The 14,866-nt window shown below is 38.8% G+C and carries 9 protein-coding genes; 1 reads left to right on the top strand and 8 read right to left on the bottom strand.

Annotation, left to right across the window (positions count from 1 at the left end; translation table 11 throughout):
* Nucleotides 1-87: 87 nt before the first annotated feature.
* From BUA96_RS04990 to BUA96_RS05005, 4 genes are all read right to left on the bottom strand, one after another.
* Nucleotides 88-2,793: a PD-(D/E)XK nuclease family protein gene (locus BUA96_RS04990; protein WP_072981021.1), complete on the bottom strand. Its 2,706-nt coding sequence runs from the start codon at nt 2,791-2,793 to the stop codon at nt 88-90.
* A gap of 78 nt (nt 2,794-2,871) precedes the next feature.
* On the bottom strand, nt 2,872-4,257 hold the full coding sequence (locus BUA96_RS04995) for an OmpA family protein (protein ID WP_072981022.1): 1,386 nt from the start codon (nt 4,255-4,257) through the stop codon (nt 2,872-2,874).
* 153 nt (nt 4,258-4,410) lie between these two features.
* Entirely contained in the window at nt 4,411-5,784 is a 1,374-nt protein-coding gene (locus BUA96_RS05000; protein ID WP_072981776.1) for an OmpA family protein, read from the bottom strand.
* A 255-nt stretch (nt 5,785-6,039) separates the two neighbouring features.
* Nucleotides 6,040-9,183, bottom strand: coding sequence for a UvrD-helicase domain-containing protein (locus BUA96_RS05005; RefSeq protein WP_072981023.1), 3,144 nt, complete (start codon nt 9,181-9,183; stop codon nt 6,040-6,042).
* A 179-nt stretch (nt 9,184-9,362) separates the two neighbouring features.
* Between BUA96_RS05005 and BUA96_RS05010 the strand changes: the two genes are divergently transcribed.
* On the top strand, nt 9,363-9,971 hold the full coding sequence (locus tag BUA96_RS05010) for a superoxide dismutase (protein WP_072981024.1): 609 nt from the start codon (nt 9,363-9,365) through the stop codon (nt 9,969-9,971).
* A 564-nt stretch (nt 9,972-10,535) separates the two neighbouring features.
* On the opposite strand, the gene BUA96_RS05020 is transcribed toward BUA96_RS05010, so the two are convergent.
* The 4 genes from BUA96_RS05020 to purN all read right to left on the bottom strand — a co-directional run bounded on the left by BUA96_RS05020 (nt 10,536) and on the right by purN (nt 14,819).
* Nucleotides 10,536-12,434: an amidophosphoribosyltransferase gene (locus tag BUA96_RS05020; protein WP_072981026.1), complete on the bottom strand. Its 1,899-nt coding sequence runs from the start codon at nt 12,432-12,434 to the stop codon at nt 10,536-10,538.
* A gap of 54 nt (nt 12,435-12,488) precedes the next feature.
* Nucleotides 12,489-13,412, bottom strand: coding sequence for a PfkB family carbohydrate kinase (locus BUA96_RS05025; RefSeq protein WP_072981027.1), 924 nt, complete (start codon nt 13,410-13,412; stop codon nt 12,489-12,491).
* A gap of 145 nt (nt 13,413-13,557) precedes the next feature.
* Nucleotides 13,558-14,193 carry a ribonuclease H1 domain-containing protein gene (locus BUA96_RS05030; protein WP_072981028.1) on the bottom strand — a complete coding sequence of 212 codons (636 nt, stop codon included), beginning with the start codon at nt 14,191-14,193 and terminating at the stop codon, nt 13,558-13,560.
* Between the two features lie 56 nt (nt 14,194-14,249).
* Nucleotides 14,250-14,819: a phosphoribosylglycinamide formyltransferase gene (gene purN, locus BUA96_RS05035; protein ID WP_072981029.1), complete on the bottom strand. Its 570-nt coding sequence runs from the start codon at nt 14,817-14,819 to the stop codon at nt 14,250-14,252.
* Between the last annotated feature and the right edge of the window lie 47 nt (nt 14,820-14,866).

The following is a 14,866-nucleotide window of genomic DNA, read 5'->3' on the forward strand; positions in this document are numbered from 1 at the left end:
CCGAAAACCACTTGAAAGGATCTGCTGATCCAAATTTAAAATTTAAGCAGCAGCTAAAGCCAACTTCTCTCTTAAATTATGAGATGGCTAGACCTCCTTTTCCATAAATGGCATATCAATATTCAAGAGTTCATCGATGAGTTGTAGCAGGTATTTTTCAAAAGTTTGTAGAAGTTCTTGGGAGAGTATGGTGTTTCGGTCTTCCGTAAGTTTTAAAAAGCCTGATTTTAAATTTTTAAAGGAAATGATACCGGCCTCACAATTGGCGGGCAGCCCCTCATTTTTGGCGATCATAAGCCCATAGCACAAAACTTGAAAGGCCTTAGATTGCTTTTTGTAATCTGTAATTAATTCGTCCCAATCTTTAATAACAAGTTGGCCTTTTTCGACCTTTCCGGTTTTATAATCCAGAATTCGAGTTATTCCGTTCACGGCATCTATGCGGTCAACGGTTCCTTTCAATTTAATCTCAGGGGTTAATTGTGCTACGTGTTTTGCTTCGAGGGCTTTAATGATGATTTCATCTCCGGCTTCAATGCGTTGCAATTCTTGATTTAAGAAATTATGTACAAACTGCTTGGCTACATTAAAAATGATGAGGTTTTTACCGGTTTTAATATTAACCGCATTGTAGTTTTTTTCAAATTGCCGGCTTACTTCGGCATCAACTTTGGCTCGAATGGCTTGCAGTATAGGTTTGCTGAGTTGGGTGTTCAAATAAGGTTGATACAACTGATCTAATGTTTCGTGCACAACAGTACCCAATGTGTTGTGGGCAATGACATCTTCAACAGCATCTAATTCTTCAATGCCCAGGACATAATTGTAATAAAAATCAATAGGATTTCTAATGTAGGTGGATAAAGCCGAAGGTGAAAATCCGGAAGCCGCGTGCTTCTTCAGGGCTTCAATAATTTCCGCAGTTTTTTTGATCTGTTTTAGGGCTACAGGTTCAACAGCTACCGAAGCTGCAGCACTCTGGTCAACAAAATTATAGTTAGCAGAAGTGTCTGTGGCCAGCTGTAATAAAAACCTACTTTTCTCACCGCTATTGAGTCCGCCTGCTTCATTATTGTAGATCAGGTTTACAGAAGCTGCACGTTGCAGGATTCTGAAAAAATGATAGGCATAGATTGCGTCTTTCTCGCGATAGGTTGGAAGCTTGGATTCGATCTTTAAATCAAACGGAATAAAACTATTTTGACTTTTACCAGACGGAAAAGTGCCTTCGTTAAGGGAGGTAATGATGATGTGTTCAAAATCGAGCACGCGAGATTCTAGCACTCCCATAATCTGTAATCCTTTGTAAGGATCGCCTTTAAAATCCAGCGTTTCTTGACTCAGGATTTCTTTATAAAACTGTTTTAAGGTTTTTAAATCGCCGAGGTAAGCGTAGGTTTCGTTTAAGTTTTTCAAACGAGTAAAAACTTCCAGAAACGCATAGAGAAATTCAAGTTGTAGCCAGTTCTTTTTAGGATAAAGTAGCTCTTTAAGCTCTTGAATACTACTTAGAATTTGCTGTATTGCGATGCTACTATCGTTTACCCAATCTTTAAATAACAACTCACAATGTGCAGATGCCTGATCACCTAAAAGCTGCAGTGGATCTAGGTAAATTAGGTTTTTTTCGGTGATTGATTTTTTTAAAAGTTCGCGTTCCTTATCGAGTAAAAGGATGGCATATTGCTGGTCTAACACAGCAAGAATATCTTTATAGTAATAGCCGTTATTTTGACGATTGATGTGCATTTGAAACCAGCTTTCAAAAAAAGCGGCCTGAGCAACTTGTTCTAGAGGTAATCCCATAGTAACATTCAAATGTGTTACAGATTCCGGTAAGGAATTTAGTAAGGGCAGAAGGAGCGCCTCATCGCCAAGAATAACTGCTGTGTTGTTTAATGCTGTGGCATCTAATGAATTTAATAATTGTCCTACGTATTTAACCTGGCCAATGTTTTGTGCAACTCCTGTTGCAGTTATGGTTTTGGTCGTATTAAAATTGCTTTCAGATTTTGGGAAAAATAGATTTTGTTTAGCATTTGTTGCCCAGCGTTTCATATAAGATTTGATGAATTTGCTTGCAACGTGATTATCGTCATCTAAAAAATAAGGATCTATGTCCCAATAAATTTTAGTCGAAGGAATTTCTAGAAATCGGGTGATGATCTTTTGCTCGGCAGCATTAAGAGCGTTGAATCCACAAAACAAATAATTCTGCGATTGATTTGCATTTAGAAAAGGTTCTAAATTTTCAACCGCCTTGCGATAAAGCATTCCTTGATAGCCTAAGCCTAAGCGCAACAGATGTTCTTGAAAGCGATCGTAATATTTATTGATCGACTTCCAAAAAGTCAGATAACTTGAAATCAGTTGAGAATCCTGATCTGTAGACCAGTGGTTTAATTCTTTGACTGCAGAGAGGTAATTAAAAAAGGGTTTCGTATCGATTAAGTGGCGATCAATTTCATTAAAATCGCCTAATAAGGTTTGTCCCCATCCTAAAAAGTTTAAAAAGGGATCGGGAGTTTCACCCTCATAAACCGTTTGATAAATGTGGTATAACTCAATTTGTAATTGCGTTTGCGAGGCACTAGTTAAACCGGAGATTTCTTCAACAAGTTCTTCGATACTTATAACCTGCGGAAGAAAGCAAACCGTATCACCTAATTGCTGTTGTAAGCTTTGCAGAAAAAAGTTTCCGGCACGCCGAGAAGGAAGCACCACTACGGTTTGAGTAAGAGAAGGAGAGGCCTCTAAAAGGTTTGAGATTACCTCATCAATAAATGTAGTCATAGACTAAAAATAAAAAACGCCCTGAATATTCAGGGCGTTTTCCATTTATATATTTCAGAATTTAATCTGAAGTGTTTCTTACTTTAAAGTAAGTTTTACACGTCTGTTAAGTTGCATACCAGCAGCAGTAGTGTTAGGAGCAATTGGCTTCTCTTCACCGTAAGCTTTGATTGAAAGCTGGCTACCGTTTACACCTTCTTTACTAGTTAAGTAATCAACAACAGATTGAGCTCTTCTTTCAGAAAGATCCATGTTGTAAGCGTTACTTGCGCGGCTATCAGCGTGACCTTCAACTTCAAAAGAAGCAGTAGGATATTCTTTAACGATGTTAGCAATTCTAGTTAAAGTCTCGTAAGAGCTCTTTCTGATTGTAGCTTTATCAGTATCAAATAAGATACGACCAGCTTCACCATTTAAAGTTTCTAATACAGCAGCATCAACTTCTGGGCAGCCGTCGTTAGAAGCAGGACCAGCAACATCTGGACACTTATCATCTTTGTCAGCTACACCGTCACCGTCTCTATCTGCAAATGGGCAACCATTGTTAGAAGCAGGACCAGCTTCGTTAGGGCACTCATCTTCTGAATCAATTACACCGTCACCGTCAGCATCTGGGCAACCGTTAGTTGCAGCAGGACCAGCAACATCTGGACAGTTATCTTCATTGTCAGGAATACCATCACCGTCAGAATCAGGACATCCGTTAAATTCTGGAAGACCAGCAACTTCAGGACAAGCATCTTCAGAATCTTTGATTCCGTCACCGTCAGTGTCAGGACATCCGTTGAACTCTTCTAAACCTGGAGTTTCTGGGCACTCATCCTCATCGTCATAGATACCATCACCGTCAGTATCAGTTCCGCCAAATGCAAAACCTACACCTACGATATGTTGCATGTGTCTTGTGTAGTAAGTACCAGGCATCATTGCGTGCTTGTAAGTAGAAGATAAATCAAGGTTGATGTTATCGCTTAACCAGATCTTTAAACCTACAGTACCGTTAAGAGTTCCGTGACTTGGCATATCACCAATGAACACGTAACCACCACCACCACCTAGGTATGGGTCAAACCAACCGCCTTCTCCAAAAAGAGCATCACGGAAGCTGTAAGAGAACATACCGTCAACAGAGTAGTACGCTAAATCATCAACAGGAAGATCTCCCATTTTGTCAATCTTGTTGATAGATCCTCTAACACCAAGAGCAAAACCTGCTCCAATGTAACGACCTACGTAAAGTGTAGATACAGATGGAAGAATGTTCCAGTGATCTTCTACGTTGTAAAACTCATCAGGGAAACCTCCAGTTAAAGGTCTGTTGTCTGGTGGGTATACAGGATAAGTATCCACTGCATTTACACCAATACTAACAGCCCAAGGGTTGTTTTTGTCTTGTGCGTTTGCAGTGTTAAGACCCACGAAGGTCAAAACTGCAAACAGAAATAATTTAGTAAGATTTTTCATGTTAAGTAAGTAAAATTTAAGTGTTAATTGAAGCAAATGTAATTTGTTAAAATCTAGCAACAAAGTCAAATTTAATAAAAATCATCAGTGCACATTAAAATTGAATCATTTTAGACCTGAATCTGTTGCTAGAATTATAACAGTTGTTTTACATTATTCTATAAGTGAAAGTTCTACACGTCTATTTTGCTGTCTACCAGCGGCAGTAGCATTAGTTGCAACCGGCTTAGATTCTCCAAATCCTTCTGAAGATAATCGTGATGCAGGTAAACCTTGTTTAATTAAATAATCTTTAACTGAAGCAGCTCTTTCATCTGAAAGTTTCAAGTTATAAGCATCAGAACCTTGGCTGTCAGTATGACCTTCAATTAAGAATCTCGTATTAGGATATTCTTTCATAGTTTCTGCAACTGCATTTAAAGTTTCGTAAGACTCAGCTCTAATGGTTGCTTTATTCAAGTCAAACAATACAGTTCTTACTTGAACATTGATTTCTTCAAGTACTTCAACAGTTACTTCTGGACAACCATTGTTTGCAACAGTTCCTGGTACAGTTGGGCACTCATCATCTTTATCTAAAACACCATCGTTATCTTGATCTTCATAAGGACAACCATTGTTCTCAGCAGGACCTGCTTCGTTAGGACACTCATCTTCAGAATCTTTAACTCCGTCGCCATCAGCGTCAGGACATCCGTTTAAAGCAGCAATACCAGCAACATCTGGACATTCATCTTCCGGGTCAGCTATACCATCACCATCAGAATCAGGACATCCGTTAAATTCTGGAAGACCAGCAACTTCAGGACATTCATCTTCAGAATCTTTAATTCCGTCACCGTCAGTATCAGGACATCCATTAAACTCTTCTAAACCTGGAGTATCTGGACATTCATCTACGTCATCATAAATTCCGTCACCATCAGTATCAGTTCCGCCAAAAGAGAAACCTATACCTGCAGTGTGCTGCATATGTCTGGTATAGTACCCTTCCATTGCGTGCTTGTAAGTAGATGAAAGGTTAATGTTGAAGTTGTCGCTTAACCAGAGTTTTAATCCGGCTGTACCGTTTAAAGTTCCGTGGCTTGGCATATCACCAATAAACACGTAACCACCACCACCGCCTAGGTATGGGTCAAACCAGCTGTCCTCTCCAAAAAGTAGATCTTTGAAACTGTAAGAGAACATACCATCAACTGCGTAGTATGCAAGGTCGTTAGCTGGAGCGTCTCCTAATTTTTCAATCTTATTAAGAGAACCTCTTACTCCAAAAGTAAAACCGCTTCCAATGTAGCGGCCTACGTAAATTGTAGAAATCGAAGGAAGTATATTCCAGTGATCATCTACATTGTAAAATTCATTTGGGAATCCTCCGGTCGTTGGGCGTTCTCCAGGCCATACAGGGTATGTATCGACTGCATTGACACCAACACTTAAATACCAAGGATTATTTTCGTCTTGTGCTGTTGCGTTTTGTGAACCCACAAATAAGGCAACAAGTATAAGTAGCAAACTTGTATTTCTAATCATATCGGTTTGGTTGTGTTAACAATTATCGGGGTAAAAGTAGTTTGTTAAAATCTACCGACAAAACGACAAGTGATAAAGTTTTATTAAACCTTTATTGTGAGTAATACCCAAGCACAAATAGCTGTTTAACAGAAGTTCATAGTAAAATTAATGAGGATTCACATCCTTAACACCTAAAAATAAGGTAGTTAGGTAATTCTATGGATGATGTTGAAAATGAGCGATTTACTTTGTAGGAATACTTATAAATTGTTAAATCAACACTACAGATTCTGGTGCATTTAAGTAAATTATAGCTTTCTTTTTAATGTGAAGCCCCATTTTTTGCAAGCTTTTTACATATAATTCTAATTGATCCTTATGGGAAACATTAGGACTTCCGGTTTTATAATCCAGCAGCCAAACATTATTGTCTTTATCAATTTCTACACGATCAGGTCGTATCATCTGACCTTCTAAATGTATTGCGCGCTCATTTAAAACCGTATGCCTGTTATCAAAAAATCCGTGCGCTTTTAAGTCTGAAATAAGACGATGTAGCTGTGCCTGCAAGGTTTCTTTTTGATCGTTTTCAATCATTCCTCTGGTGAGTGCCCGTTTGATGGCTATTTCAATATCTGCTTCAGATTTTATGTCAGCCATCAGTTCGTGAATAATGTTTCCAAAAGTTATGGCTTCCTTTCTTTCAAAATCCCACAGGGCTTCAGCCTGAGTTACAATCGCTAGATTATGATCTTCCTTCGCAGTACTTATTAAATCAAGAAACGCAGCATCTTGTTTTAAACGCTTCGGTTGAGAAACGCGAGAAGCGCTTCCAAATGTGTAAACGTTTTGATTGCTATCAAAGAGCTGTTGCTGTTCTAGAAATTGAATAAACAGATCAGAGAAATTCTTTGGTTCTCCTTTTGTTTTACTGGTTTTGGTAATGATGTGCAGTTGCTCTACACTTCGCGTGAGTGCGACATATAAGACATTGATGGTGTCCAGTTGCTGCTGCATACGCTTATATTCATACAACATTGCGGTTTGCTCATTATAGGAGGTGAGCTCTGCTTTTTGACCAATTAATAAAGCCTCAAAGCCTAAGAATTCTTCTGGTTCCGGGAGATACCAATTGTAGGAGTCTGAGCGGTTATCATACAATTCGGTGTGAGCAAAAGGGTAAATTACCACCGGAAATTCTAAACCTTTACTTTTATGAATGGTCATAATTTGTACCGCTTGGGATGCGGGCGGAGTGCTTATGCTCAATTTATCTTGCTTGCGGTCCCACCACGTGATGAATTCTGGAATTCCGCCCGAATGCTTTTGAGAAAAATCATATACAGCATCTAAGAAAAACTGAAGATAGGCTCCGCCTTTTTGATGAAGATCAAAGGCTCTGATGATATACTCTGCAGATTCATAAATAGGAAGCAACGCACATTGTTCAAAATCAAACCGCGAAGTATCAGGAAAAATTTGATTAAATAGAGTTGGGCCGTTTGATTCTAAATGGTTTTTATAAAACGTGTGGCTATCTGCAAGATCAAAATAGTTTTCGGCCAAATAGGTCAATATTTTAATGCTAATGGCCCTTGAATTCGGCTCTACGGTATAGTGTAAAACATCAACAATAAATTGAACTTGTGGTGATTGCTTCAGCAATAAGCTTTCACTGGAGATCACCGGGATAGTTTCTTCTTGTAAGCGCTGTGCGATTTCAATACCTTCTGCGTTGCGACGAACTAATATGCACAGTTCGTGTAATTGAAATCCGTTTTCAACACAACTGTTTACGGTTTTCACTACCTCGTCCAGATATAAAGGTTTTGCTTCTTCAGCCTTGTCAGCTTCAATGAAATTTATTGACACATAACCTCCTTTGCGATGATTATGTTTTTGGGAATTACCCGATAGATAGAGCTCTTTATATTCCGGATAGGCAAAGTTGTTTGCCACTTGAGTAAAAAACGAATTATTAAAATCGATCACCTGATCATAACTGCGGTAATTATGGGGAAGGGTAATGGTTTTTTTATCTTGATTCTGAAAGGGATTATTCTCATTTTTTGAGAGACTTATAAATTGCTCAGCTTCACCACCGCGCCAGCGATAAATAGCTTGTTTAGGATCGCCAACGATCATCAGGCTATTAGCAAGTGTTTCGGTTTGAGCGGTACTAACGGCATTGTCTATCAGAGGCACTATGTTAGACCATTGTAAAACCGAAGTGTCCTGAAATTCATCTATAAAATAATTTTCATAACGTTCTCCTAAGCGCTCGTAAATAAAAGGTGTGGGTTGATTCGCTATATTTTTATGTATGAGTTCGTTGAAATCTGAGATCAAAACCAAATTATTTTCAGATTTGATCTTTTCCACTTCTTGCTGAATACTTTGCAGTACAGATAGCGGCGTGATTTTTTTGTAAAGTTCGTCTTCTAATTTCAGCTGAAGGATCAACGCCTTTATTGCATTAAACTGTAAGGTGATTTCTGGTGCAATTTGGTCTAAAATAGCTTTGATGCCTTCCTTTTGGGTTTTTGTATATAAAGGTTCTTGCCCTAAGTTTTGCACCCATTTCGTATCAAAATTCACGTTAAAATCAGCTTCAGCTATTTTGCTGAGGGCGTTGGGTAAATATTTTCTTGTGAAATGAGCGTGTTCCAATTGGTTTTCAGCAATAAACTGCAGCAAGCGCTGTGCTTTATCAACGATTACTTTTGATTTCTCATTTCGGGATGTGTTGAAATGCTTCTTTAAAGCAGCAAAATCTTCCAGGGACCTCGACTGAATTTTCTTTAGATACTCACGGTCGTTTTCGCTGAGCAAAAGTTTACTGATCTCATAAAAATCTCTTGAGATGTCCCAGCTTTTGTCATTATCTATTTTCTCAAAGGCAAAGTCCAGAAGTACATTGGTGATCAACTGATCCCTACCGGCTTTATCAATAAGGTTATCTACAGCTTGTTCTAAGATGTCCTGAGTGTTCAATTCGACTTCAAAATTCTGTGGAATTTTCAAATCGTATGCAAACGTGCGAATGATGCGGTGCGTGAAATTATCAATAGTCACCACGTCAAAAGAAGCGTAATCTTGAACAATATGTTTTAGAATACGTTTTGCTTTAAGCTGAATTTCCCCCGGAGCAAGACCGGTGGCTTCAACAATGGCGTTAAACATCGCATCTTCTTCAATTTGCTCATCACTTTGAGCAAAAGCTTCTAGATTTTCAATAATTCGAAGCTTCATTTCGGCCACCGCTTTATTGGTGAAGGTAATTGCCAGAATGCGTCTGTATTTAAAGTCGTTTTTACTGCTAAAAAGAATGGTGAGGTAATTTTTGACGAGCGCAAAAGTTTTACCTGCGCCGGCAGAGGCGTTATAAACAGAGATGGAATGATGATCTTGCATTAGGTCAAGTTAATATTTTCTGTCTGAGAAAATTTTGTTTGTAGAGAAAAGAATTACACAAAATAAAATTAGAATAGTACAAAACCTTAAGACTATTATAACACGCTAAGCTTTAGATAAGGCGTATGAAGTCTTATCTTTGATTATCAACTATTCTATTAACGAAAAAATATTAAAATATGTCTTTTCAACTTCCAGAATTAAAATATGCGAAAGATGCTTTAGAGCCGCATATTGATTCAAAAACTATGGAAATTCATCATGACAAGCATCATGCTGGATATACAAGCAAATTAAATGCAGCAATCGAAGGAACTGATTTAGAAGGAAAAACTATAGAGAATATCCTAATAAATCTTGATATGACCAACAGCGCAGTGCGCAATAACGGAGGTGGTTTTTATAACCACAGCCTGTTTTGGGAAGTAATGTCTCCAGACGGAGGGGGAGAGCCTACAGGAGAATTAGCAGAAGCTATTGATGCTGCTTTTGGTTCTTTTGAAGCGTTCAAAGATAAATTCAGTAGTGCAGCAGGTACTCAATTTGGTTCAGGATGGGCTTGGCTTTGTGTTCACGAAGGTGGAAAAGTAGAGGTTTGCTCAACTCCTAATCAAGACAATCCGCTAATGCCTGAAGTAGGTTGCGGAGGTACTCCAATTTTAGGTATTGATGTTTGGGAACACGCATACTACTTAAAGTATCAAAACCAGCGTCCTGCATATATTGATGCGTTTTTTAACGTAATCAACTGGAAAGAAGTTTCTAGCAGATACGCACAAAATAAATAAGAAGTACTAAGTTTCTGATGAAAAGCCCGGTTGATCCGGGCTTTTTTTATTGGTACCATCAAGATATATTCCTGTTTATTTTTTAAATAAATTTTCAATTTTGAGGCATCCCGATAGTTAACGGGACAGAGTATTAAACCCTTTGATGGTGCCAAAAAAAGGTGGAAAAACTCAAGGAGTGTAAACGATTCGCAGCGCAGATTTGACATTGCAGGAGCAAGAATTGTTTTCAGTTTGTTTAGGAATTCTTTTATTCAGATGATAGCTCGCCACCCTAAAAAGGTGGAAAATCGCAAGGAGTAAAAACGGCTCGCAGCGTAGGTTTAGTACTACTAGAGTAAGAATTGTTTTCCGCTAGTTTAGGTATTCTATTATTTAGATTGATGCTCGCCACCCCGATTTGGTGCAAATAAAAAAGGTGGAAAAAATCCACCTTTTTTATTTGCACCAAATCTACCATGAACTTAACCTACTTATGTTATGGCAGTCACTAAAATATTATATGTTGCGGGGTGCAACCAAATCTTTTAGATAAAGTGCTGAATTATTAGTTAAAGCGCCTGTTTAATACGCTCTCTTTAAATTTCCTTCTACATAATTGATAAAAGCACGGTTTACCACACGATTTCCTCCTACGGTAGGGTAATCTCCTGTAAAGTACCAGTCACCCAAATTCTTAGGACACGCCTTATGCAAATCGCTTACTTTTTGATAAATCACGCTAACCTCTGGAGCGATGGTTTCATCTTTTAAAAGCTCAGCAATTTTATTAGAAATTTCTTCATCTGTAAAGGGTTCATAAATTTCTTTGACATAGTTAATTACATCTACATCTTCAAAATCAACCTGACTTACACATTTCTCATAAACCTGATTGATGATCTCTTCTTTACCATTTTCTTTGAGCAAATCAATAGCAGCTCTAAAGGCAATGAAGTCTTGAAGTTTAGCCATATCAATTCCGTAGCAATCAGGATAACGAATTTGCGGCGCAGAAGAAACCACTACAATCTTCTTAGGATTTAGACGAGAAAGCATTTTTATAATACTCTTTTTAAGTGTAGTTCCGCGTACGATACTGTCGTCAATAATTACAAGATTGTCAGACTCTTTAACCACACCATAAGTCACGTCATATACGTGTGCTACAAGATCGTCTCTACTGCTGTCTTCTGTTATAAAGGTGCGTAGTTTTACGTCTTTTATTGCGATTTTTTCGGTACGCAATTTTTTAGACAGAATCGCTTCAAGCCCTTGCTTGTCTAATTCGTTTCTGCGCTCTAAAATTTCTGCTGCTTTCTGCTTATCTAATTCGGCTTGAGCTGCTTCGACCATTCCGTAGAATGAAGTTTCGGCAGTATTAGGAATATAACTAAACACACTGTTCTGCGTGTCGTGATCAATATGCTTAAGCACTTCAGGCATCAATAATCTACCTAATTCTTTTCGTTCTTGGTAAATTTCGGCATCGCTACCTCTCGAAAAATAGATGCGTTCAAAAGAGCAAGCTTTACGCTCGTGCGGCTCCTGAATCTTTTCAATAGAAGTTTTCCCACTCTTTTTAATGATCATTGCGTGACCGGGATCAAGCTCCTTTACATCTTCAAATTTCGCATTAAAAACAGTCTGAATCACCGGGCGCTCACTGGCAACTACAACAACCTCGTCGTCTTTATAATAATACGCCGGGCGAATCCCTGAAGGATCTCTCAATACAAAGGCATCGCCATGACCTAAAAGACCTGCCATCGCATAACCACCATCCCATTCTTTTGAAGCTTTCTTCAGGATTTTTGCAATGTTAAGACGTTCTGCAATTTGAGGAGAAGCTTCAAATTTAGAGAAACCTTCTTTTTTTAATTTCTTATAAATCTTAGCTACCGCGTCATCGAGAAAATGGCCTATCTTTTCCATCACGGTGATGGTATCTGCTTTCTCTTTAGGGTGCTGACCGAGCTCTACAAGCTTATTGAAAAGCTTAAAAACATTAGTCATATTGAAGTTACCGGCAACGATAAGGTTACGATGCATCCAGTTGTTTTGACGTAAAAATGGGTGAACACTCTCCACACTATTTTTACCAAAAGTACCATAGCGCACGTGACCTAAAAGCAGTTCGCCCACATATGGAACGTGTCTTTTTTGCAAAGCAACATCGTCTGCATACTCGGGGTTTTCTAACAAAACCTGATTGATTCTCGAATTTATTTGCGCAAAAATATCTTGAATAGGCTGTTGCGCGATAGAGCGCTGTCTACTTATATAGCGCTCTCCGGGTTCCATATCTAGTTTAATGCTGGCAAAACCTGCACCATCCTGACCACGGTTGTGCTGTTTTTCCATCATTAGGTACATTTTATTTACACCATAAAATGCAGTGCCATATTTTTCTTTATAATACTCTAGGGGTTTTAAAAGACGTATTACTGAAATTCCGCATTCGTGCTTTATTGCGTCACTCATAGCTTGTTTAAATGTTTGCGCCCCCTTCTGGTTAAGAAGAGGGCGCGCGTTGTTTTATAGGTCTAAATTAAATTGCGTTAAGGCTTTAAATTTCAGCAAACGCTTTTCGATTTCTTCGGGTTTTAAATTTTGCATACGCTCGGTTCCAAATTTCTCTACGCAAAACGATGCGAGGTTAGAACCGTGTATGATTGCTCTTTTCATATTTTCAAAAGAAAGGTCTCCGGTACTGGTTAAATAACCGGCAAAACCGCCGGCAAAGGTGTCGCCCGCGCCTGTAGGGTCAAAAACTTCTTCAAGCGGCAAAGCCGGAGCAAAGAAAATTTTATCCTTTTCAAAAAGCAATGCGCCGTGTTCTCCCTTTTTTATAACCACAAAGCGAGGTCCCATTGCTGAGATTTTTTGTGCTGCAGTCACTAAAGAATACTCTCCACTTAGCTGGCGCGCTTCTTCATCATTTATTGTGATCACATCTACACGAGCAATCACTTTTTTAAGATCTTCAAGAGCGCTATCCATCCAGAAGTTCATAGTGTCTAAAATGGCAAGCTTAGGTTTTTTGTTCATTTGATCTAATACAGAAAGCTGAACGAGCGGGTGTAAGTTACCCAGCATAACAATTTCAGCATTTTTATAAGCTTCAGGAACTACCGGATTAAAGTCGGCCAAAGTATTTAGCTCTGTAATAAGCGTATCTCTAGAATTCAGATCGTTGTGGTAGCGGCCTTTCCAGAAGAAGGTTTTGCCGTCTTTTACAACTTCAAGTCCTTCCATATTGATACCTCTATTTTTAAGCAGGTCAATATATTCCTGAGGAAAATCTGATCCTACAACAGAAACGATCGCTTGGTCAACCTCAAAATTAGAGGCGGCTAGACCGATGAAGGTTCCGGCTCCACCAAGAATTTTTCCGGTTTTTCCAAACGGAGATTCAATTTCATCAAAGGCACACGTGCCTACAATTACCAGTTTATGCATCCAAAAATTTTATGCAAATATACAGTTTTGATAATGCAATTTTAAACTATGGTCGTTAGAGTGTTTCTAAACTTACGGTGCGCTTTTGCCTTAAAAGTAGAACGCGTAATATGTTGATGCTATTACGAATAGGGTCTTAGGTTTTTTATTTTCTGCCAAAATCAGCCGGAATTTCGCCCCAGGCTTTCGTTTCCCATTTGACAATTACCGTCTTATAAGTGTTGTTTTGAAGCCAGTTTTCGGCACGACGTACCAGATCGTACACATCTTTATTCTTTGAATTTTCTGAGAGTTTGGTATTGCATTTTTTCTTTTTTACCCAGCCAATGGCAATACGCGAATCTGAATAAATAATGCGGTCGCTGTTTTTTTGTTTGAGTAGCGCAAGACCGTGTACGAGCGCAAGAAACTCTCCTATATTGTTAGTGCCTTGTTTAAACGGACCTTGATGAAAGAGTTGCTTGCCGGTTTGGGTGTCTACACCACGATATTCCATTATGCCGGGATTGCCGGAGCTTGCTGCATCAACAGCAATCGAATATAAATTAGGTTCGCCATATTTAGCTTTTTCTTCGGCAGTGAGCGTTTTTTTCTTTTTAGCAGAACCTTTTACGTCTTTGTAGTCTTTATTATAAGCAGCTTTAGCTTCAGGAAAGGTTGGGAAAGATTTGTATTGTGCCCCTGCAAACCCATCAATCATTGCTTTGCAGTCTTTCCAAGAGGTGTAAATGCCGGGCTTTTTGCCTTGCCAGACCACATAAAATTTCTCTTTCTTCGCCATAAATAATTAATCTCTTTCATTTCCGCGAAGGCGGAAATCCCTTCAACGCTATGCAGTTATTGGTTTTCTAGAATCTCTGCGATCACACGCGGAAAGTGCTCGTATTCCAGTTCGTGAATTTTTGCTGCCAGACTAGCTGCGGTCTCCTCAGGCTCTAATTGAGTTTTAGCCTGAAAGATGACCGCTCCTTTATCATACTCAGCAGTCACTTCATGAATAGTGATGCCAGATTCTTTTTCGCCGGCCGCTACCACAGCTTGATGTACGTTCGCCCCATACATGCCTTTTCCGCCATAAGCAGGCAGCAGTGCCGGATGAATATTTATGATCTTGCCGGGGTAGGCTGCGATAATATTTTTAGGGAACAACCATAAAAACCCGGCCAATACGATCAGATCGGGCTGTGTAGCTTTAATAAGATTTAAAACTTGATCTGTCTCATAAAAGGCGCTTCGGTTAAAACTGAAGGCACTAATTTTAAGATTATTTGCCCGTTCAAGAACTTTTGCAGTGCTTTTATTACTTAAAATCTGAACAACTTGCGCATCTTTTCGGTCTTGAAAAAACTCTGTTATTCGTTGTGCGTTAGAGCCGCTTCCAGAAGCAAAAATTATGATTCGTTTCATATATTATAGGTGTTGCGAGACTACAAAACAACGCATTATTATTGTTT

Origin of the sequence: Leeuwenhoekiella palythoae (assembly GCF_900130045.1) — a bacterium.
GTDB lineage: Bacteria > Bacteroidota > Bacteroidia > Flavobacteriales > Flavobacteriaceae > Leeuwenhoekiella > Leeuwenhoekiella palythoae.

Excerpts from the sequence above, each read along its gene's own strand:
- BUA96_RS04990 (WP_072981021.1), bottom strand. The coding sequence starts at position 2,793 with ATGACTACATTTATTGATGAGGTAATCTCAAACCTTTTAGAGGCCTCT.
- BUA96_RS04995 (WP_072981022.1), bottom strand. The coding sequence starts at position 4,257 with ATGAAAAATCTTACTAAATTATTTCTGTTTGCAGTTTTGACCTTCGTG.
- BUA96_RS05005 (WP_072981023.1), bottom strand. The coding sequence starts at position 9,183 with ATGCAAGATCATCATTCCATCTCTGTTTATAACGCCTCTGCCGGCGCA.
- BUA96_RS05010 (WP_072981024.1), top strand. The coding sequence starts at position 9,363 with ATGTCTTTTCAACTTCCAGAATTAAAATATGCGAAAGATGCTTTAGAG.
- BUA96_RS05020 (WP_072981026.1), bottom strand. The coding sequence starts at position 12,434 with ATGAGTGACGCAATAAAGCACGAATGCGGAATTTCAGTAATACGTCTT.
- BUA96_RS05025 (WP_072981027.1), bottom strand. The coding sequence starts at position 13,412 with ATGCATAAACTGGTAATTGTAGGCACGTGTGCCTTTGATGAAATTGAA.
- BUA96_RS05030 (WP_072981028.1), bottom strand. The coding sequence starts at position 14,193 with ATGGCGAAGAAAGAGAAATTTTATGTGGTCTGGCAAGGCAAAAAGCCC.
- purN (WP_072981029.1), bottom strand. The coding sequence starts at position 14,819 with ATGAAACGAATCATAATTTTTGCTTCTGGAAGCGGCTCTAACGCACAA.